Here is a 337-nt window from a genome sequence, read left to right as displayed (position 1 = left end):
GCGCGGCGCGGTCATCTGGTGGGTACTCCTGTCGTCGCGGCGACCCGTCATGGTTCGCACCGTACACAAAGATCGGAATGCTCGGCCGGGATCCGAGGAGGGGAGCGGCCGGAAGGGACGGTCAGCGGATCGGGCGCCGCCAGTGCTCGTCCGCAGTGAGCCGGGAGCGGACGTGCTCGGCGGCATCGTCGTTGCGGAAGGGACCTGCGAGCAGATCGGCGTAGACGTGCGAGATCGCCGCGTGACGCAGTCCGCCGCGGCGGTCCATCCGTTCGAAAACCACCGGCGACCAGGGGATCGCCACCACCACATCACCGCCGTGCTCGACCGGGCGCAG

The 337-nt window shown here is 70.0% G+C and carries 1 pseudogene; it reads right to left on the bottom strand.

Annotation, left to right across the window (positions count from 1 at the left end):
* Positions 1–121: 121 nt before the first annotated feature.
* A pseudogene (locus R1101_RS29165) lies at positions 122–337 on the bottom strand (hypothetical protein); the annotation flags it as partial.

Source organism: Rhodococcus sp. R1101 (assembly GCF_000278445.1).
Classification (GTDB): Bacteria; Actinomycetota; Actinomycetes; order Mycobacteriales; family Mycobacteriaceae; genus Rhodococcus; species Rhodococcus gordoniae.
The sequence above is the reverse complement of the archived record's forward strand: the minus strand, read 5'-3'. Positions and strand labels throughout refer to the sequence as shown.